At 62.6% G+C, this 20,113-nt stretch carries 18 protein-coding genes and 1 other RNA gene; 4 read left to right on the forward strand and 15 right to left on the reverse strand.

Going from position 1 to position 20,113, the window contains the following annotated elements; translation table 11 throughout:
- Positions 1-110: 110 nt before the first annotated feature.
- From ftsA to rsmI, 15 genes are all read right to left on the reverse strand, one after another.
- Positions 111-1,343, reverse strand: coding sequence for a cell division protein FtsA (gene ftsA, locus IEX75_RS22270; RefSeq protein ID WP_188797906.1), 1,233 nt, complete (start codon positions 1,341-1,343; stop codon positions 111-113).
- Positions 1,340-2,086: a cell division protein FtsQ/DivIB gene (locus IEX75_RS22275; RefSeq protein WP_188797909.1), complete on the reverse strand. Its 747-nt coding sequence runs from the start codon at positions 2,084-2,086 to the stop codon at positions 1,340-1,342. Before IEX75_RS22275 ends, ftsA begins: the two co-directional genes overlap by 4 nt.
- Positions 2,083-3,021 carry a D-alanine--D-alanine ligase gene (locus IEX75_RS22280; RefSeq protein ID WP_188797911.1) on the reverse strand — a complete coding sequence of 313 codons (939 nt, stop codon included), beginning with the start codon at positions 3,019-3,021 and terminating at the stop codon, positions 2,083-2,085. The genes IEX75_RS22275 and IEX75_RS22280 overlap by 4 nt, the downstream gene beginning before the upstream one ends.
- Entirely contained in the window at positions 3,018-4,460 is a 1,443-nt protein-coding gene (murC, locus tag IEX75_RS22285; RefSeq protein WP_188797913.1) for a UDP-N-acetylmuramate--L-alanine ligase, read from the reverse strand. Before murC ends, IEX75_RS22280 begins: the two co-directional genes overlap by 4 nt.
- Positions 4,457-5,530, reverse strand: coding sequence for an undecaprenyldiphospho-muramoylpentapeptide beta-N-acetylglucosaminyltransferase (murG, locus tag IEX75_RS22290; RefSeq protein WP_188797915.1), 1,074 nt, complete (start codon positions 5,528-5,530; stop codon positions 4,457-4,459). The genes murC and murG overlap by 4 nt, the downstream gene beginning before the upstream one ends.
- Complete coding sequence (gene ftsW / locus IEX75_RS22295; protein WP_188797917.1) at positions 5,527-6,765, reverse strand: putative lipid II flippase FtsW; 1,239 nt, start codon at positions 6,763-6,765, stop codon at positions 5,527-5,529. Before ftsW ends, murG begins: the two co-directional genes overlap by 4 nt.
- Before the next feature lie 3 nt (positions 6,766-6,768).
- Positions 6,769-7,851, reverse strand: a complete 1,083-nt coding sequence (gene mraY / locus IEX75_RS22300) for a phospho-N-acetylmuramoyl-pentapeptide-transferase (protein ID WP_188797919.1) — start codon at positions 7,849-7,851, stop codon at positions 6,769-6,771.
- A complete protein-coding gene (locus IEX75_RS22305; protein WP_188797921.1) occupies positions 7,841-9,208 on the reverse strand; it encodes a UDP-N-acetylmuramoyl-tripeptide--D-alanyl-D-alanine ligase in 1,368 nt (455 codons plus the stop codon). Before IEX75_RS22305 ends, mraY begins: the two co-directional genes overlap by 11 nt.
- Positions 9,205-10,683 (reverse strand): UDP-N-acetylmuramoyl-L-alanyl-D-glutamate--2,6-diaminopimelate ligase, encoded by a 1,479-nt coding sequence (locus tag IEX75_RS22310; RefSeq protein WP_188797923.1) that lies wholly within the window; start codon positions 10,681-10,683, stop codon positions 9,205-9,207. The genes IEX75_RS22305 and IEX75_RS22310 overlap by 4 nt, the downstream gene beginning before the upstream one ends.
- Positions 10,680-12,500 (reverse strand): peptidoglycan D,D-transpeptidase FtsI family protein, encoded by a 1,821-nt coding sequence (locus IEX75_RS22315; RefSeq protein ID WP_229721030.1) that lies wholly within the window; start codon positions 12,498-12,500, stop codon positions 10,680-10,682. Before IEX75_RS22315 ends, IEX75_RS22310 begins: the two co-directional genes overlap by 4 nt.
- Complete coding sequence (gene ftsL / locus IEX75_RS22320; protein ID WP_188797925.1) at positions 12,497-12,769, reverse strand: cell division protein FtsL; 273 nt, start codon at positions 12,767-12,769, stop codon at positions 12,497-12,499. The genes IEX75_RS22315 and ftsL overlap by 4 nt, the downstream gene beginning before the upstream one ends.
- Positions 12,766-13,701, reverse strand: coding sequence for a 16S rRNA (cytosine(1402)-N(4))-methyltransferase RsmH (gene rsmH / locus IEX75_RS22325; RefSeq protein ID WP_188797927.1), 936 nt, complete (start codon positions 13,699-13,701; stop codon positions 12,766-12,768). The genes ftsL and rsmH overlap by 4 nt, the downstream gene beginning before the upstream one ends.
- A 51-nt stretch (positions 13,702-13,752) precedes the next feature.
- Entirely contained in the window at positions 13,753-14,199 is a 447-nt protein-coding gene (mraZ, locus tag IEX75_RS22330; protein ID WP_188797929.1) for a division/cell wall cluster transcriptional repressor MraZ, read from the reverse strand.
- A 313-nt stretch (positions 14,200-14,512) separates the two neighbouring features.
- An RNA gene (gene rnpB, locus IEX75_RS22335) (RNase P RNA component class A) lies at positions 14,513-14,877 on the reverse strand.
- Positions 14,878-14,977: 100 nt separating this feature from the next.
- Positions 14,978-15,805 (reverse strand): 16S rRNA (cytidine(1402)-2'-O)-methyltransferase, encoded by an 828-nt coding sequence (rsmI, locus tag IEX75_RS22340; protein WP_188797932.1) that lies wholly within the window; start codon positions 15,803-15,805, stop codon positions 14,978-14,980.
- An 80-nt stretch (positions 15,806-15,885) separates the two neighbouring features.
- Between rsmI and IEX75_RS22345 the strand changes: the two genes are divergently transcribed.
- The 4 genes from IEX75_RS22345 to IEX75_RS22360 are packed head-to-tail and all read left to right on the forward strand — an operon-like array spanning position 15,886 to position 20,062.
- The gene (locus IEX75_RS22345; protein WP_188797933.1) at positions 15,886-17,736 is read left to right on the forward strand and encodes a penicillin-binding protein activator; all 1,851 of its coding nucleotides are present in this window, start codon (positions 15,886-15,888) and stop codon (positions 17,734-17,736) included.
- Entirely contained in the window at positions 17,736-18,092 is a 357-nt protein-coding gene (locus tag IEX75_RS22350; protein ID WP_188797935.1) for a YraN family protein, read from the forward strand. Before IEX75_RS22345 ends, IEX75_RS22350 begins: the two co-directional genes overlap by 1 nt.
- Before the next feature lie 9 nt (positions 18,093-18,101).
- Positions 18,102-19,472, forward strand: coding sequence for an FAD-binding oxidoreductase (locus tag IEX75_RS22355; protein ID WP_188797937.1), 1,371 nt, complete (start codon positions 18,102-18,104; stop codon positions 19,470-19,472).
- Positions 19,469-20,062, forward strand: coding sequence for a uracil-DNA glycosylase family protein (locus IEX75_RS22360; protein ID WP_188797939.1), 594 nt, complete (start codon positions 19,469-19,471; stop codon positions 20,060-20,062). Before IEX75_RS22355 ends, IEX75_RS22360 begins: the two co-directional genes overlap by 4 nt.
- The last annotated feature ends 51 nt before the right edge of the window (positions 20,063-20,113 follow it).

Here is a 20,113-nt window from a genome sequence, read left to right on the forward strand (position 1 = left end):
TAGAGCTTCGTTGTCGTTGTAACCGCGGGTCGACTCCTGTCTTCCCGTGGTGGTGAGCGAACCTCCATTCGCCCCGGCTGCGCCTCCTGCACCGCCTAACCCTTTCGTTTCTAGAAATTCTTGGTAATCCAGTTGCGCAACTTGTCGACCAGGCCGCCGACACTGCCACCAGCCGGACCGCTCGCACGCATGCCGCCGTTACGCGCGCCGTGCAACAGCAAGCCCACGCCGGTGGAATGCAGGGGATTGGCGATCACTTCGCCCAGACCCACCACATGCTGTGGCACACCAATGCGCACCATCTTGTGGAAGATCTCCTCGGCCAGCTCCAGCGCACCTTCCATGCGCGACGCACCACCGGTGAGCACCACGCCTGCGGCAACCAAGCTGTCGTAACCGGAACGGCGCAATTCGTCCTGCACCATTTCGAAAATTTCTTCGTAGCGCGCCTGCACGCTCTGCGCGAGCGACTGGCGTGCAAGGCGGCGCGGCGGACGATCGCCCACGCTCGGCACCTGGATGGTTTCTTCTGCATGCGCGAGCTGAGCCAGCGCGCAGGCGTACTTGATCTTGATTTCCTCGGCATGCGCGGTCGGCGTGTGCACGCCGTAGGCAATGTCGTTGGTGACCTGATCACCGCCCACCGGCAACGACTTGGTATAACGAATCGCACCTTGCGTATAGATCGCGATGTCGGTGGTACCCGCACCGATGTCGACCAGGCACACACCCAGTTCGCGCTCATCATCGGTAAGCACGGACTTTGCGCTCGCCACGGCAGACGGCACCAGCTCGTCGACAGAGAGACCGCAGCGCTGAATGCACTTGCTGATGTTCTGCACCGCTGCGGCGGCTCCTGTCACCAGGTGCACCGAAGCTTCCAGGCGCACGCCACTCATGCCCACCGGCGAACGGATGCCGTCCTGGCCGTCGATGCGGTATTCCTGCGACTCCTTATATAAGACCTTGCGATCAGCCGGTATCGCCACCGCGCTCGCCGCTTCCAGCACTTGGTCAAGATCGCCCGGTGCGACTTCCCGATCGCGGATCGCCGCCGTGCCGTGCGAGTTGCGCGTTTCCAGATGGCTGCCGGAAATCGATGCGTAGACAGAACGGATATCGCAGCCTGCCATCAGCTCGGCTTCTTCCACCGCGCGCTGGATTGAATGCACGGTCGATTCGATGTCCACCACCGAACCGCGCTTCATGCCGCGCGAGACGTGCGAACCGATGCCGATCACTTCGATCGGTTCGCCCGGCTCGTACTCGCCCACGATCGCCACCACCTTGGAGGTGCCGATGTCGAGGCCGACTACCAATTGCTTTTCATTTTTGCCTTTCATGTGCGTGGCGTGCCTCCGGCAGTCGGAGCGGTCGGGGCGGCCGTCACTTGCGGCCATTTCACGGCAAAGCCGTTGGTATAACGAAGGTCGGCATACTCGAAACTCTGCGGGTGACCCGCAGCCACCTGCGGATACACATCAAGGAAGCGACGCAAACGACCGCCAGCCTGGTTGCGATCGCCGATCACGATCTGCGCACCGGTGTCGGTACTCACGCTCCAACTGCCTCGCTGAGTCAGCGTGACGCCGGTGATCTTCAGATGCGTACCGGTGAACGCCTTCTGCACGTCGGCAAAGAAACTCACCACTTCGGCGAGGTGATCGTCGGGACCGCGCAGATCGGGAAGCTGGTTGTAATCGGCCGCGTCCGGCACGGTGAATACCTTGCCTTCGCGACTGATCAATTGATGGGTGTTCCAGCGCGCAAACGGTTGCCGTTCGTACACGCGCAATAGCAAGGTGTCTGGCCAGCGCTTGCTTGCCTCCACCGATTCCACCCACGGCAGCGCGGCAACCGCCTTCTGCACGCCATCGAGGTTCAACGCAAAGAAGCCTTTGCCCAGGCGTGGCTGCACGGCGGCGCGGATCTGCTCCGCGCTCACGTGCTTGAACTCGGCCTGCACCATCAGCTGGGTGACCGGCCAGCGGTCGGCGGCAAACCAGCCGCTCAACACGCCAACGATCGGTGTGACCACCAGGGCGATGGCCAGCAACCAGGCGACGAGGCGAATGCTTCCCCTCATTGCTCCTCCCTGAAACTGGTTTCCAGCACGCGCCAGCACAGTTCCTGATAATCGATGCCGGACACCGCCGCCGCCTTCGGTACGAGCGAATGCGATGTCATGCCTGGCGCGGTGTTTACTTCCAGCAGCCAGTTACGGCCTTGACGGTCGCGCATCACGTCGACACGGCCCCAGCCGTAGCAACCCAGCGCATCGAAAGCCTCCAGCGAAAGCGCACGCAACGTTGCTTCCGTTTCACCCTCCAGGCCGGGACAGATATAGCGCGTGTCCTCCGCAACGTACTTGGCGTTGTAATCGTAGAACGCACCCTTCGGCACGATATGGATGCTCGGCAGCACCTGGCGACCGAGAATGCCGACCGTCAGCTCATCGCCCTCGATCAGTGTTTCCATCAATAGATCGCCCGGATACTTCGCAGCCAGCGCGACGGCGGCATCCAAGTCCTTTTCTTCAAATACGCGTGTCACGCCCACACTGGAGCCTTCGCAAGCGGGCTTCACGATCAGCGGAAAGCCAATTTCCTTCGCGGCAGCATGCACGTCGGCACCACGCGGCAACGCCACGAACTTCGGCGTAGGCAAGCCCAGCGATTGCCACACGCGCTTGGAACGCGTCTTGTCCATCGACAACGCGGAGCCCAGCACACCCGAACCGGTGTACGGCACATGCAGCGACTCCAGCGCGCCTTGCAGCACGCCATCCTCTCCACCGCCGTGCTGACCGTGCAGGATGTTGAACACGCGCGCAAAGTGGCCGGCGCGCAATGCATCCAATAGCGCGGGAATGCCATCGATCGCCTGCGCATCCACGCCGCGCGCCTTCAGCGCCGCCAGCACATTGCGACCGGAGTCGAGCGATACCTCGCGCTCGGCCGAGCTGCCGCCCATCACCACGGCGACGCGGCCAAATTGTGCGGGATCGTTGATCTTTCTCATGTCTCGCTCGTCCTCACATGGCCCGCCTGCGCCAGTTCCACGGCCGCATAACCGATATCGCCGGCACCCAGCAGCAACAGCAGATCGCCATCGCGCAGCAGTGCAGGCAAGGTATCTTTCAATTCGCGCGGATGACTGATCAGCACCGGATCAACCTTGCCGCGCGCGCGTACAGCGCGTGCCAAAGCACGGCCATCCGCGCCCGCAATCGGTGCCTCACCAGCGGGATAAACCTCGGTGAGCACCAACACATCCGCTTCCGCCAGTACGTTGGCAAAATCATCCAGCAGATCGCGCGTACGGCTGTAGCGATGCGGCTGGAAGCCCACCACCAGGCGGCGATCGGGCCAACCACCGCGTGCTGCTGCAAACACAGCAGCGAGTTCGCGCGGATGATGGCCATAGTCATCGACCAGCATCACCTTGCCTTGATCGATCGCGATCTCGCCACGACGATGGAAGCGACGACCCACGCCCTGAAAATGTTTCAATGCATGCGCGATGGCATCGGCTTCCACGCCGAGCTGCCAACCGATCGACGCAGCAGCCAGCGCATTGAGTACGTTGTGCCTCCCCGGCAGATTCAGCGTGACCGGGATCGGATCATTCACACCCGGCAGCAGTAGGTCGAAATGCATCTCGAAACCTTGCTGCTGCACGTTGGTGGCGCGCACATCCGCATGCGCCGCATCGATGCCATAGGTCATCACACGACGTGCGGTGATCTTGGCCAGCTCGGCCACTTCCGGATCATCCACGCACAGCACGGCCAGCCCATAGAACGGCAAGCGATGCAGGAAATCCGAGAACGCCTTGCGCACCAGCGCGAAGTCGCCCTGGTAGTTCTCCAGGTGATCGGCGTCGATATTGGTGACCACCGCAATCACCGGCGACAGCAGCAGGAACGAGCCATCCGATTCGTCTGCTTCCGCCACCAGGTACTGGCCGGTACCCAACCGCGCATTCGCACCAGCCGCGTTGAGCTGGCCGCCGATCACGAAGGTGGGATCGTAGTTGGCTTCCGCCAGCACGCTGGCGACGAGACTGGTCGTGGTGGTCTTGCCGTGCGTGCCAGCAATGGCGATGCCGCGCCGGAAACGCATCAATTCGCCCAGCATTTCCGCGCGCGGTATCACCGGAATGCGTGCTTCGCGCGCAGCAACCAGTTCCGGGTTGTCAGGCTTGATCGCACTGGACGTCACCACGACATCGGCGTCGCCGATATGCGCTGCGGCATGGCCGATGCGCACATCAATGCCAAGCTCACGCAAGCGCTGTGCGGTCGACGACTCGCTGCGATCCGAACCGGACACGGCATAACCGAGGTTGTGCAGCACTTCGGCAATGCCGCTCATGCCCACACCACCGATACCGATGAAGTGCACGCGGCGGAAAGTGCTCATCAAATCTTCATGTGCAAGCAGGCGACGCGGCGTCATACAGCCACCTCCACGCAAGCGCGCGCGATATCCGCAGCAGCATCCGGCTTTGCCAGCGTGCGCGCCGCTTCCGCCATTGCCAACAGCTTGGCGCGATCGCCCAACAGCACACTCAAACGCTGTGCCAAGTCATTTGTCTTCAAATCACGTTCCTGGATCAATTCAGCGGCACCGGTAGCGACCAGCGCTTCGGCGTTGCGGGTCTGGTGGTCGTCCACCGCGTGCGGGAACGGCACCAGCACGGCACCCAATCCACACGCGGTGAGTTCGGCCAGCGTCAGCGCACCCGCGCGGCACACAGCGAGGTCCGCCCATGCATAGGTGCCCGCCATATCTTCGATAAACGGCACGATGCGCGCTTCCACGCCCACATCGGCATAAGCTTTGCGCGCTTCGTCGATACCGCGGTTACCGCACTGGTGCAGCACTTCCGGCCGCTGATCGACTGCGATGTGCGCCAACGCCTGCGGCACGGACGTGTTCAAGGCACGCGCACCAAGACTGCCGCCCAACACCAGTAGGCGCGGCTTGCCGCTACGCTCGGCCATGCGCTGTGCTGGCGACGACAGCGACGCAATCGCGCCGCGCACCGGATTGCCCACCCACTCCGCATTCGGCAACGCATCGGCAAAACCAGCCATCACGCGACGCGCATGCTGCGCCAGTTTGCGATTGGTGAAGCCCGCCACGCGATTCTGTTCGTGCACCAGCAACGGACGATGCAGCATGCGTGCCGCTACACCACCTGGACCAGCGACGTAGCCGCCCATCGACAGCACGCTGCGCGGCTTCAAGCGATACAGCACGGCCAGCGACGACAACAGTGCACGTAGCAACATCCACGGCGCCAGCAATCGCGTCTTCAAACCTTTGCCGCGCAGACCACCCACCGCAATCGTGTGTAGCTCGATACCGTGCGCCGGCACCACCTTGGTCTCCATACCGCCTTCCGCACCCAGCCACACCACCGGCACGCCTTGCGCACGCAGCGTTTCGGCCACGGCCAAACCGGGGAAAATGTGGCCGCCGGTACCGCCGGCCATGATCAGCACGGGAGCCTGCGCGCTCATGCCGCCACCGCCTCGCGCTCGCGCGCGGTGTTCGGATTGGCATCGGGCACGGCCGCCGCGGGTGTACGCGTAGCCATCTGACGCGCATCGAGCGCACGGTAGATTTCAAAGGTGGCTCTCAGCAGCACGCCGGCCATCGCGCAAGTCAGCACGATCGACGAACCGCCGTAACTGATCAGCGGCAAGGTAAGGCCCTTGGTCGGCAACGCACCAAGATTCACGCCCACCGACACCATGGTCTGCAGACCGAGCATCAGCGAGATGCCAAAGGCGATATAGCCGGCAAAGCGCTGGCCGATTTCCACGCCCTTCAAGCCGACATGCAATCCACGCCACACGACCAGCGCGAACAGACTCATCACACCGATGACGCCGACCAGGCCAAGCTCTTCACCGATCACCGCAAAGATAAAGTCGGTGTGTGCCTCAGGCAGGTATGACAGCTTCAGCACGCTCGAACCCAGGCCCACGCCGGTCCACTCCCCGCGGCCGATGGCCATCAGCGACTGCGTAAGCTGGAAACCGTCATCGAACGGATGCGCCCAGGGATTCATGAACGACGTCAGGCGCTTCATGCGATAGCTTTCGCTGGTCGCCGCAATCGCCAGCAGCGGCATCAGCGGCAGCCCCATCAGGAACAGGAAGATGGGCCGCGCACCACCCAGCCACACCATCGCAATGGTCACGGCGATGATCAAGGTGGCCGAACCGAAGTCCGGCTGCGCCAGCAACAGCAGCACCATCACGCCGGACACAGCGAGCGGCTTGATCAAGCCCATGAAGCGCGTCTCGATGCTTTCGCGATGACGCACTAGGTAACTAGCCAGATACACCACCAGGATCAGCTTCACCGCCTCGACTGGTTGGAACGAGGTCACGATCAAGTTGAGCCAGCGCCTTGCGCCGTTGAGTTTCATGCCCAAGTGCGGCACGAACACCGCCAGCAGCATGATGAAGGCCACCAGCATCAAGAAGAAAGCGTGCTTTTCCAGTTCCTTCAGCTCCATGCGCATGGCAACGCCCGCCGCCACGGCACCGAGTGAGAGAAACAGCAGGTGTTTCTTCAAATAGTAGAACTCGCCCATATGCGAGCTGTCGGCCACGGCAATTGAGCTGGACGTCACCATCACGACACCCACGCAGGCAAGCGCGACCAGGGCCACCAGCAGCGGCAAGTCGAACTTGCCGCGCGGGCCCTGCCGGCGCTTTGCTTGGGTTGTGTCGAAACCGAACATGTCTCAACGCACCTTCAACGTTGCCAAACCGATCAACACCAGCACCACGCTGATGATCCAGAACCGCACGATCACCCGTGGCTCGGGCCAGCCTTTCAACTCGAAGTGATGATGGATCGGCGCCATGCGGAAGATGCGCTTGCCGGTCATCTTGAAGCTGGCGACCTGCATCATCACCGACACCGTTTCCATCACGAACACGCCGCCCATGATCAACAGCACGATTTCCTGCCGCACGATCACTGCGATGGCAGCCAGCGCCGCACCGATAGCGAGCGCACCGACGTCACCCATGAACACCTGCGCGGGATACGTGTTGAACCAGAGGAATCCCAAACCCGAACCGGCCAGCGCACCGCAGAAGATCGCCAATTCGCCCGCGCCGGGAATCGAGGGAATCCCCAGGTATTCGGAGAACACGCGATTGCCAGCGAGGTAAGCAAAAATACCCAGCGCCCCCGACACCAGCACCGTCGGCATGATCGCCAGACCATCGAGACCATCGGTGAGATTCACCGCATTGGAGAAGCCCACGATCATGAAGTAGGCGATCACGATGAAGAACGCGCCCAGCGGCACCGCCACATGCTTGAACACCGGCACGTACAGCGCCGTCTCCGCCGGAATATTGGCCGTGTGAAACAAGAACCACGCCGCGCCGATGCCGAACACCGACTGCCAGAAATACTTCCAGCGCGAAGCGAGACCGCGGCTGTCTTTCAACACCAGCTTGCGGTAGTCGTCGTAGAAGCCGATCGCGCCGTAGCAGAGCAGCACCAGTAGCACCAGCCACACGTAGCGATTGCTCAGATCCACCCACAGCAAGGTAGCAACAGCCACCGAGAGCAGGATCATCACACCACCCATGGTCGGTGTGCCGGCCTTGGACAAATGCGTCTGCGGGCCCTCCTTGCGCACCACCTGTCCAGCCTTGAGCGCGGCAAGCTTGCGGATCAGCGCGGGACCAAACAGCAGCGACATCGCCATGGCGGTGAGCGCCGCCATGATCGTGCGGAAGGTGATGTACTGAAACAGGTGCGGCGTGGCGAAATGCCGTGCGAACCATTCGGCCAGTTCAAGCAGCATTGTGCACGCCCCCCTTTGAGTCGCCGCTCTTGAGGGCAGCTACGACCTGTTCCATGCCCGACGAATGCGAGCCCTTCACCAGGCAGGTGACGCCGGCATGCAGTTCAGCGTGCAGCGCATCGATGAGTGTCGCCTTGTCGGCAAAATGTCTGCCACCTGCACCGAACGCCTCGACGGCGGCCGCACTCAACGGCCCGACGGCAAACAACCGATCGATGCCGCGCTCGTGTGCATGACGACCAACGCCGGCATGCAGTGCACGCGCTTCCGCCCCCAGCTCAGCCATATCGCCCAGCACCAGCCAACGCTCGCCTGCAGCCAGTACCAGCGTATCGATAGCCGCGTGCATGGAGCTCGGATTGGCGTTGTAGCTGTCGTCGATCAGCGTCCAACCTTGCGGCATGTCGATGCGCTTCAGGCGACCTTCGACAGCACTGGCTTGCTCCAATCCAGCAACGATGGTGTCGAGCGGCACATCCAGCGCCAGCGCTATCGCACTGGCGGCCAAGGCATTGGCGATGTTGTGGCGACCGGGCAGCGGCAACTGCACGTCAGCATCGCCATGCGGAGTGCTCAGCACGAAATGCGAACCGTCGACGCGCTGCTCCAGAATCTCAGCACCTACGTCGGCCTTGTGATCCAGGCCAAAGCGCAGAATGTGGCGTCCACCAGCCAGACCCATAAAGAAGCTGGCGAAGGCATCGTCGGCATTGATCACCGCCACGCCGTCTGCCGGCAATGCGCGATATACCGCGCCCTTGGTTTCCGCCACCATCTCGATCGTACCCATCCGCTCAAGATGCGCGGGCGCGATGATGTTCACGAGGCCGATATCAGGCCGCGCGATGGCAGCAAGATAATCAATATCGCCGGGCTTGCCTGCGCCCATTTCAAGCACGGCATATTCGGTGTCCTCCGGCATCCACAACAACGTCAGCGGCAGGCCGATTTCATTGTTGTAGCTACCGGTGTTGACATGCGTGCGACCGTGCCGCGACAGGATCGAGGCGATGAGCGTCTTCACCGTGGTCTTGCCATTGGAGCCGGTGATGCCGATCACCCGCGCATTGCGTTGCGCGCGCACTGCGCTGGCTAGGTCGCCCAGCGCCAGCTCGGCGCTTTTTACTTCGACCTGTGGAAGATCGCTCTCTACACGGTGCTCCACCAAAGCAGCTACGGCGCCGCGTGCTTTCGCATCGGCGAGGTAATTGTGACCATCTACGCGCTCGCCTTTGAAGGCAACGAACAGGTCGCCCTGCTTCACCTTGCGTGAATCGATGGCAATGCCGGTCACGTCGGCGTCGGCGCCGTGCATATGCCCGTGCGTCCACATGGCGATGGCGCTCAAGCGCATCATGCGTGTGTCTCCAGCGCGACGCGCGCTACCGCCATATCGTCAAACGCACGCTTGCCGCTTGCGCCCTCTTGGTAGGCTTCATGGCCTTTGCCGGCAATCAACACCACATCTCCGGTACGCGCCATCGTCAGCGCTGCACGAATCGCGGCTTCGCGATCGCGCAACACCGTGGCTTCCTGCGGCCGTGCCATGCCGGCCAGAATCTGCGCGACGATCGCGTCGCCATCTTCGCCGCGCGGGTTGTCATCGGTGACGATGGCGACGTCAGCCAGCCGCTCGGCGATCTCACCCATCTGCGGGCGCTTGCCCGCATCGCGTTCACCGCCACAACCGAAGACGCAGATCAGCCGCGCTTGGCAATGCGCACGCAGCGCATTGAGCGCCTGCTCCAGCGCATCCGGCGTGTGGGCGTAATCGACCACAACCAGCGGCAGGCCTTGCAGGCCGCCGATGCGATTCATGCGACCGTTCACCGGTTCCAACGCTTCGACAGCATCAACGATGCGCTCGAAGGATTCGCCCAGTGCCGCGAGGCAGCCAATCACCGCCAGCAGATTCGACACATTGAAACGGCCGAGCAGACGGCTGCGAATCTGCTTTTCACCCCATGGCGTGCGCAGCATAAAGGCGACGCCTTCCGCAGAAGTAACGATATCGCTCGCTGCAATATCAGCCTGTTTGTCGCCCGCATTGCTCAGTCGCCACGCACGCACACTGGGCGGTAACTTGCGAACCAGCTCACGACCGAAAGCGTCATCGATATTGATGGCTGCCGCTTTGAGCCCTGGCCAAACGAACAGCTTGGCCTTCGCAGCGCCATAGGCTTCCATGCTGCCGTGGTAGTCAAGATGATCGCGCGTAAGGTTGGTGAACGCTGCAACGTCGAATGCCGTCGCCGCAACACGCCCCTGTTCGAGCGCATGCGAGGACACTTCCATCGCCACGTGGGAAGCACCGTCGCGACGGAACTTGGCGAACAGTTGCTGCACAGCAATCGCATCAGGCGTTGTGCGCTCACCTTCACGCAGCTGACCATGCAGACCGGCGCCCAGCGTACCGATGGTGGCCGCACGATGGCCAAGATGCTCCAGCGCCTGCGCCAGCAATTGCACCGTGGAGGTTTTGCCGTTGGTACCAGTGACGCCGATCACGCGCATGGCTTCGGACGGGCGGCCAAAGAAGCGCGCGGCGATCTCGCCCACGAAGGCATGCAAGCCATCGATCCACAGCACCGGCACGTCCAGATTCTGTAGCTCGGGTGGCGCGGGCGATTCGGCCAGCACCACACTGGCACCGCGCTGCACGGCAGCTTGCACGAATTCGATGCCGTGTCCGCGCGTACCGCGCAAGGCGAAGAATGCATTGCCGCGCTGCACTTTGCGCGAATCAAGCGCAAGCCCGGAAACGACGATAGGCCCGACGGCCTTCGTTTCAGCGATGCCTTGCAGCAGATGGTCGAGGCGCTGGCCGCTCATGGCTCGACGGCCTCCACTGCGGATTGATCATCCTGCGGGTTCTGGGGCGGCGCGGTACCAGCCAATCCTCCACCCGCCTGCAGCGGACCGCCGACATACCAGCGCCCGATGTTGTCAGGCGGCACGTCCAGCAGGCGCAGCGCACCCGTCATCACGCTCTGATAGACGGGCGCCGAAACAACGCCGCCGTAGTAGGCATTTTTCTTGGGGTTGTTGATCACCACCACGCCGACCAGGCGCGGATCCGTGGCAGGCACGATGCCGGCGAACAGCGAGTTATAACTGTTCTTGGCATAGCCGCCACCCGACGCCAGATGCGCCGTGCCGGTCTTGCCGGCCACGATGTAGTTGGCGATCTGCGCACGCGTGGCCGAACCGCCCGGCGCGGTTACCGTCTCCAGCATGTCCACCAGTTCTCGCGCGATGTTTGGCGAAATGATCTGCTTGCCCGCATCGCTACCGCTCTTGATGAACGTGGGCGTGTGCATGACGCCGCCATCCGCCAGCGTGGCGTATGCAACGGCCAGTTGCAGCGGCGTGACGTTGAGGCCGTAGCCATAGGCCATGGTGGCTTTTTCGATGGGGCGCCAACTGCGGCCGGGCCGCAGAAGACCGGCCGATTCGCCTGGGAAACCGCTGCCTGTGCTTTCGCCGAAGCCGAACGCGCGATAGGTGTCGTATAGAAACTTGGTATCCAGCGACAGCCCGATCTTGGCCGCACCAATGTTGCTGGATTTGGTGAGCACGCCGGTGGGCGTGAGCACACCGTTACCGCCGGACTCCACGTCGCGGATGTCCTTACCCATGAAATACCAATGGCCATTGCCGGTATCGACCGTGGGCGCGGTGGGCGTGTACTTGCCACTGGAAAGCGCCGCCGCCATGGTGAACGTCTTCATCGTCGAGCCGGGCTCTACGACGTCGGTCACGGTGCGGTTGCGGCGCGCGGCAGCCGAACTGCCGGTGACGACATTGGGGTTGTAAGTAGGCAGGCTCACCATGGCGAGAATCTCGCCGGTGCGTATATCCAGGATCACCATTTCGCCGGAATCGGCGTCCAGGTCATCCAACTGCTTTTTCAGTTCGCTATACGCAAGGAACTGGATGCGGCGATCGATACTGAGCGTAAGGTTCTGCCCAGGCTGCGGCGCATGCACCTGTTCCACATCTTCGACGATGCGGCCCATGCGATCGCGGATCACGCGCTTGGCACCCGGCTTGCCGGCCAGCCAGTTGTCGAAGGCGAGCTCCAGGCCTTCCTGGCCGTGGTCGTCGATATTGGTGAAGCCAAGCACGTGCGCGGTCACTTCGCCAGACGGGTAGTAGCGCTTGTATTCGCGCTGTCCGTTCACGCCGGGAACGCTTAGCGCGAGTACGGCCTGTGCAGCTTCCGGACTCATCTGACGACGCAGATAGGCGAAATCGCGATCGGCGCGTTGCTCCAGGTACGACTTCAAATCATCCGCGGTGGTGCCCAACGCCTGCGCCAGTGCTGGAATGCGATCAGCGTTGTCGAGCACTTCCGATGGCACACAGGTGATCGACACCATCGGCGTGGATACGGCTAGCGGCTCACCATTGCGATCGAAGATCGTGCCGCGCGACACGGCGATCGGCACCACGCGCAGGAAGCGTGCGTCGCCCTGATCCTGATAGAACTGTTTGCGTACCACCTGCAGATCGAAGGCGCGCGCCACCAGCCCTGCCGAAGCAACGCCAAGTATGCCGATGACCAGCAGCATGCGCTTGCGTGCACTGGGGCCTGCGCCCTTGCGGCGAGAGGTGGATTTGGACGCGATATGCGGCAGCCGGTTCATTGCCGCACCAGCTGTACGTCCTGCGGACGCGGCGCAAACATGCCCAGCTTGGTGCGTGCTTCGGAATCGATACGGCGCGGCTCCGCCCAGGTCGCCTGCTCCAGTTCGAGCCGGCCGTATTCGATATTCAATTCATCGCGCTGGCTTTGCAGCTGCGAGAGCTGCACGAACAGTATGCGGTTCTGGTGACGCGTCCACACCACGGCGATGGCGCTCACCATCACCGATGCCAGCAGGATAAAGAGGCTGAAGATGCCCACGGCCCTCATGCGCCGCTCTCCGACGATACCTTCTCCGCCACGCGCAGCACGGCCGAACGCGCGCGCGGATTCGCGGCTTGTTCGGCATCGGAAGGAAACTGCGCTTTGCCGACCGCCGCCAGCTTCGCAGGCGCCGCGGCAACCGGCGGACCACGGCGACTGCCTTGCACACGGCCGGAATGATCGCGGATGAATTGCTTCACCATGCGATCTTCCAGCGAGTGGAAGCTGATCACCGACAGACGGCCACCCGGCTTGAGCCGCTCCAGTGCCGCCTCGAGCCCCTGCTCCACCGCTTCCAGCTCGCGGTTTACGCGAATACGCAGCGCCTGGAACGTACGCGTGGCCGGATGCTTGCCCGGCTCACGGCGGCCGATCACGCGCTCTACCAAAGCAGCGAGTTCGCCGGTGCGCGTGATGGGCGACGCTTTGCCGTACTCGACGATGGCGCGAGCGATCTTGCGGCTGAAACGTTCTTCGCCGTAGATCCACAACACGTCGGCGATTTCGCGTTCATCAGCGTGTGCAAGAAAATCCGCTGCGCTTTCACCTTGTGTAGGGTCCATGCGCATGTCGAGCGGTCCATCAGCCATGAAGCTGAAGCCGCGGGAGGCTTCATCCAGCTGCGGCGAGGACACGCCCAGATCGAGCAGCACGCCATCGAGACCTTCGGCAGTTTCGTCCCAGTCGGCGAGCGTGGAGAAATTCGCATGGTGAATCGATACGCGCGGATCGGCGGCAAATTCGTGTTGCGCAGTGGCGATCGCCTGCGGATCGCGATCCATCAGCAGCAGGCGCCCCTCAGGCCCCAGGCGCGACAGCACCGCGCGGGCGTGACCGCCGCGTCCAAACGTGCCATCGAGATAACGCCCGCCTGCCCGCACGGCGAGTCCCTCCACTGCTTCATTCAGCATCACCGGGATGTGCTGACGCTCAGCCATGCCGCCGCACTCCCGCTCTTGTTTGTGTCTGCCTGCGTCTGACCGACATGGTCAGAGCCGCAGGTCCGCCATGTCGTCGCTGATTTCGTCTTCGCCGATGGTCTGGCGGATCTTGGCCAGGTGGGCCTGTTCGCTCCACAGCTCGAACTTGTTGCCCATGCCCAGCAGAACCGCTTTTTTCTCGATACCCGCCGCCGTGCGCTGACTGCCTGGCAGCAGGATGCGCATCGCGCCATCCGGCTCCACCATGGCCGCCGCGCCGACCAGCTTCATCTGCAGGGCGCGGTGCACGGCCTTCACGTTCGGCAGGGCATTGACCTGGTCGCGCACCCGCTCCCATTCGGCGTGCGGGAACAGCCAGAGGCAGCCCGACTCGAACGGGTTGTAGGTGATCACCAGCCGATTGGCGCAGGCGTCCGTGACCAGCTCCCGATATGCGGTCGGGATAGCCAGCCGGCCCTTGTCATCAACGGTGATGGCAGTTTCGCCCTGGAACACGACCCTCAGGACCTCCCACGAAATCCCACGATTTCACACAGGGTCCCACGATAGTCTCGCCCCTTGAGACTGTCAAGAAATTTTTGCTTGTGAATCAAGGAGAAAGGCAACAGTGTGGCCAAATTTCCAGCAATTTCGAGGAAACTTTCCGAGATCCTTGATCGTATTGATTTTTTGCCAAAGACAGCCGTTTTCGACCGGGCGTTTTTCCAGTCCTGCCAAGGGATTCGCATGAACCGCCTGTTCATGCCAGTGAAGTCCACGCAGGCACCCCGCCCTGACAACAGCGGGCGGCGGCGCCTACGGTGGGAAGAGGTGGAGTCGGCCTGTAAGCCGGGTTCTGTTCGCCTTGCGGCGCGACAGTCATTCCTCTCGGCCAGGCGTCGCCGCCTGGCTCCAGCAACCTACCCGGGAACAACGCGGGCCGCGTTATCGTTCCCCTATTTGGTCTTGCTCCGAGTGGGGTTTACCGTGCCACGCGGCGTTAGCCCCGCGCGCGGTGCGCTCTTACCGCACCATTTCACCCTTACCTGTGCCCTTTTGGGGCCATCGGCGGTTTGCTTTCTGTTGCACTGGCCGTCAGCTCACGCCGCCCAGGAGTTACCTGGCACTCTGCCCTGTGGAGCCCGGACTTTCCTCGACGCGCGCATGGCGCGACGCGACTGCCCGGCCGACTCCGTTGCACATTGTAACGGGATGAGCCCGTGGGTTGGGGTGCAAACCCCAACATCACCATCCATATCGACGTGGCAATGTTTGGGTTTGCAGCCCAACCCAGTCACTCCTGATAAAGCTGCTTTCGGGAAGCACCGGTAATCGCCGCGGCCAGCTTCGCCGCTCTCGATGGTGGCAATTCCTCGCGCAGGATCGCGAATACGCGCTGACCTTCGGCGAGTTTCGCATCCGTATCCTCGCCACGACCGGCAACGAGAATCACACATTCGCCGCGCTGCTGATTGGGATCGTTTGCCACACGCTCCGCCAGTTGGCGCAGTGGTTCACCGATCACGGTCTCGAACATTTTGGTGAGCTCGCGCGCCAGCACCGCCTCGCGTTCCGCACCAAACACGTCCCGCATATCCACGAGGCTTTCGGCAATGCGATGCGAGGATTCGTAAAAAATCAGCGTGCGCGGATCACCCGCAAGTTCTTCCAGCCGGCTACGGCGCGCGGCCGACTTGGGCGGAAGAAAGCCCTCGAAGACGAAGCGATCACTTGGCAACCCCGCTACGGAAAGCGCCGCGATGGCAGCGCACGCACCGGGCACTGGTATGCAACGGATGCCCGCTTCGCGCGCCGCGCGCACGAGCCGAAAGCCTGGATCGCTGATCAGTGGCGTGCCGGCATCCGAAATCAATGCCACGGATTCGCCCTGCTCCAGGCGGCGCACGATGGTGGCCACCGCTTCGCGTTCGTTATGTTCGTGCAAGGCCACCAGCGGCGTGCCGATATTGTGTTGAAGCAGCATGGGGCGGCTATGCCGGGTGTCCTCGGCGGCAATCACGGCGACGCTGCGCAGGGTCTCGATGGCGCGTGCGGAGATGTCATCGCGGTGACCAATTGGTGTCGCCACCACCCACAGGCAGCCCATCTGATTGCTAGACATTTCCCGAAACCCTTCGCGGCGAGCCCATGATGCGATCGGCTATGATCGCGCAATTGCCAGTGAAGCGCCCTAGGAACCCCATGCGCCCGAGTCGTCTTGTCGCGTCAGGACTGCTGCTTTCGTTGCTGCTGAGCGCCTGTGTGCCGTCCGTGGTACCGCGCTCGCCCGCTGAGGTCGCCGCCGCGCAAAGCGCCGCCAATCTTGCCAATCAGGGGCAGTTCGACCAGGCCGCACAAGCCTATCTGACGCTGGCCGCACAAGCGTCGGACCGCGCAGACCATTACAAGCTGCTGGCAGCCGAAGCGTATCGCGAAGAGAACGCGCTCGATCGCGCAACGCCGATCGTCGTGGGCATCCGCCGCGACAAACTCAGCGATGACGAACCCGTGCGCCTGGATCTGCTGCGTGCGGAAATGGCACTGCATCAGCACGATCCCGCTGCGGCACTGAACCTCACCACGCAACCGGACATGAGCGTTCCAGCGAATCTGCGTCCGCGCTTGTTGATCCTGCGCGCCGATGCACTCGCTGGCACAGGCGATCTGTGGGGCGCGGCCGTCAACCGCATTCAACTGGACAGCACGCTGCAAGGCGCCGATCGCGCGCAGAACCGCGACCAGGCACTTGGCTTGCTGACCAAGCTTGGCGTCGGACCGCTCAAACAGCGGGCTGCCGCCATGCAGCCGAGCGACCGCATGCTCCCTTGGGTGAATGAAGCACTCGGCCGCCTCGGCGTAACCGTGGCACAGGCACAGCCGAATCTGCAGCAGGCCGTCGGCACGCTGGTGGCCGGCAACGGCGCCAGCGTGCGTGAGGGTTACAAGATGCCGGCGCATGTCGCCCTTCTCCTGCCCAACAACGATGGTTTGGCGCCGATCAGCGCGGCAATCCGCGAAGGTTTTTTTGCAGCGTATTTCCAGTCGTCTGACACGCATGCACCGCGCGCCGCCGTGCGTGTGTACGACAGCGGCGGCAATGCTGCCGCGGCCATCAAGGCGTACAACCAGGCCGTGAGCGATGGTGCGCAAATGGTGGTAGGGCCGCTACTGCGCACGGAAGTGACGGGCGTGCTCGGCCAGCCGTCGCTGTCCGTGCCGGTGCTCGCACTCAACCGTGCTGAAAACGACAAACTTTCCACCGGCACCGCGAGCGAATTTGCGCTGATGCCGGAAGACGAAGGCGCGCAAGCGGCCGATCACATGATCGAGCGCGGCCTGCACAACGCCTATGTACTCATCTCCGGCGACGATTTTGCCAAGCGCGCCGCGACAGCATTCAAGGTAGAACTGGAAGCCAAGGGCGGTCAGATTGCCGGCAACGCGCAACTGCCATCGAGCGGCGTCAACTATGGCGATGCCATCAACGCCTTGAATGCCGGCAGCGCCGGCACCGATGCGGGCATATTCATCAGCATGCGTCCGGAGCAGGCACGCTTGCTACTGCCGCAGCTGCGCGTGCAGCGCATGAATCTGCCAGTGTTCGCCACCTCGCACATCTATGGAGGCAGTGACAATCCCACCGCTGATCGCGATCTGGAAGGCGTGGAATTTTGCGGCGCACCGTGGTTGTTCGACGCGCAAACAGGCTTGCCCAACTACCACGACATTGCCGGGCAATTGCCGGCCGCTCGAACCGGCACGGCCCAGTTGTTTGCCTTCGGCATGGACGCATGGAATCTGGTGCCCTACCTCGATTGGCTACGCAGCCACCCGGACAGCTATCTACCGGGTGCCACAGGCCAACTCGCGGTCGATACGTTCGGCCACGTGAAGCGCGTACTGACCTGGTTGAAGTTTCAGGATGGTGTCGCGCGTCCGAGCAACGGCAGCCTGGACATGGACAACACACCTGGTGGCCCTGCACCGGTAAGCAGCGCTCCCGCACCAGCCAGCAGCGTGCCGATGCCAGCCACACAACCGAACGGTGGCTGATGCGCGCTGCAGGAAGCGCGTTCGAGCAACGCGCATGCAAGGAGCTTGAGCGGGCGGGATTAAAGCTGCTCGCCCGCAACTACACCACGCGTTACGGTGAACTGGACCTGGTGATGCGTGACGGCGACACCGTCGTGTTTGTCGAGGTACGCCATCGGATTCGCGCCGGCTTCGGCAATGCAGCCATGTCCATCACCGCAACCAAACAGGCCAAGCTGGTGCAGACCGCGCAGCTGTGGCTCGCTGCGAATCCCAAGCACGCACAGCAGGCTTGCCGGTTTGATGTGGTGGCATATGACGGGCCAAGTGAAAGCGCAGCGATGACGTGGTTGCGCAATGCGTTTGAGGCGGAGTAGAAGCACCTCATGCCCGTTCCTGCCTCTCTGCTCGATACCTTGCATGCCGCTTTCGGCGACAGCGCCTGCTCCACCCGTGACGCCGAACGCATCGCCTACGCCTACGACAACTCACGCCGCAACGCACTGCCCGATGCCGTGGTGTTCGCGCAGGACCATGCACAAATCGAAGCGCTGATCCATGCCTGCCGCGAGCATCGAGTGCCGGTGATCGCACGCGGGCGCGGCACCAATACCACCGGCGCCACGGTACCAGTGGAAGGCGGTGTGGTAGTGAGTTTCGAGCGGATGAATCGCATCCTGAGCATCGATCCCGACAATCGCTTCGCTGTCGTGGAACCCGGCGTCTTGAACGGCGATCTGCAACGCGCACTCGCACCGCACGGATTTTTCTGGCCGCCAGATCCGACCTCATCCCCCTGGTGCAGCATTGGCGGCAATCTTGCCTGCAACTCGGCCGGACCGCGCACCGTTAAATACGGCAGCCCACGCGAAAACACGCTGGGCCTGCGTGCGGTCGCCGGCACCGGCGAAAGCTTTCGCTGCGGCACGTACACCAGCAAGGGCGCCACCGGCTATGACCTCACGCGCTTGCTGATCGGCTCGGAAGGCACGCTGGCACTGATCACCGAAGCAACGCTCAAGCTCACGCCGAAACCTTCAAGCTTGCGCACACTGCGCGCGACCTATCGCGACGTGAGCAGCGCTGCGCATGCCGTGGCGCGCATCATGGCGCAACCGGTGACACCTTGCGCGCTGGAATTCATCGATGATGTTGCCTTGAAACTTGCGCACGATCACGGCGGCGGCGATGTGCCTCTTGCTGGCGCGATGCTAATGATCGAAGTGGATGGCGAACCTGAAACCTTGCCTTCCGCCGTCGATGCCGTGTCGCTTGCGGCACACGGCGAAGGTTTGGAAGAGCTGCGTGTTGCGCAAACGGCGGAGGAAACGCAGGCATTGTGGTCGGCGCGCAAAGCGCTGTCACCTGCACAACGCACCATCTCGCCAAACAAGATCAACGAAGACGTGGTGGTGCCAGTCAGCCATCTGCCCGAGCTGGTGAATGGCATTCGCGAACTTTCCCGCAAGCATGACGTGCTGATCGTCACCTTCGGCCACGCCGGCAACGGTAATCTGCACGTCAACCTGCTGCCGCGTGACGATGCGGAACGCGAACGTGCACATGCCTGCCTGGCCGAGGTGTTTGCGCTGGTGATTTCCCTGCAAGGCACGCTCTCCGGCGAACACGGCATTGGACTGGTGAAGCGCGAATTCATGCCGCTGGCACTGGAACCTGCCACACTCAATCTAATGCGTGATGTAAAAGCCGCCTTCGATCCGGACGGCATTTTGAATCCGGGCAAGTTGCTGCCATGACAAAACGCTCCGAATCACTCAATGCGTTGCTGACCGAGATTCGCGCATGCCAATTGTGTGCGGCGCAACTCCAAGATGGTCCTCGGCCCGTGTTGCAAGCCAGTGCGTCATCGCGCTTGCTGATCGTGAGTCAGGCGCCTGGTCGCAAGGTCCACATCACCGGCATTCCCTTCAACGACGTCAGCGGCGACCGCCTGCGCCACTGGCTGGGCGTGGATCGCGAGACGTTCTATGACGCCGAGCGCATTGCCATCGTGCCGATGGGTTTCTGTTTCCCCGGCAGCGGACGCAACGGTGACCTGCCGCCCCGGCCCGAGTGCGCACCAACATGGCATCCGCGCTTGCTGCCGCTGCTGACACACGTGCAATTGACACTGGCCATCGGCCAATACGCGCAAGCCGGCGTGCTCGGCGAGCAACGCGGCGGTTCGCTTACCGAGACGATGCAGTCATGGCGCGAACATCTCGCGCGTGGCGTGTTGCCGCTGCCGCATCCCAGTCCGCGCAATCAGGCTTGGCCGAAGCGTAATCCGTGGTTTGAAGCGGAGCTGTTGCCGGTGCTTCGCGAAAGGGTCAAACAGGTCTTGTAGGTTGGGTTAGCGCAGCGTAACCCAACACGTTCGAAGCGATATCGCTGGGTT

The organism is Dyella nitratireducens, from assembly GCF_014642835.1.
In the GTDB taxonomy this organism is placed as follows: Bacteria; Pseudomonadota; Gammaproteobacteria; order Xanthomonadales; family Rhodanobacteraceae; genus Dyella_B; species Dyella_B nitratireducens.